This is a genomic window from Pseudoalteromonas sp. MER144-MNA-CIBAN-0113 (assembly GCF_040308965.1).
GTDB lineage: Bacteria > Pseudomonadota > Gammaproteobacteria > Enterobacterales > Alteromonadaceae > Pseudoalteromonas > Pseudoalteromonas tetraodonis.
This window is the reverse complement of sequence record NZ_JBEOOG010000632.1, coordinates 1-231: the sequence shown is the minus strand read 5'-3', so window position 1 is coordinate 231 and position 231 is coordinate 1. Positions and strand designations below refer to the sequence as shown.

The following is a 231-nucleotide window of genomic DNA, read 5'->3' as shown; positions in this document are numbered from 1 at the left end:
CCGCAAAAGTCTATCGTCCAGATATTTATGCTAAAGCCGCGCAATCACTCATCGACGATAAGCTCATCCCCGCAGCTGACTTTCCAGATTTCAGTAAAGAAACCGGTTTCAAAGCACCGCAAACTCACTTTATTGATAACTTAGTTTATGACGGCAGCAAGCCTAATGCTTACATTAATTCATTTGTAATTGGATTAAAGCAAGGCGACAAGCTGTAACAAACTGTTAAGG

The 231-nt window shown here is 41.1% G+C and carries 1 pseudogene; it reads left to right on the top strand.

What is annotated here, in order from left to right:
* A pseudogene (locus AAEY57_RS21255) lies at positions 1–218 on the top strand (nitrate ABC transporter substrate-binding protein); the annotation flags it as partial.
* Positions 219–231: the final 13 nt, after the last annotated feature.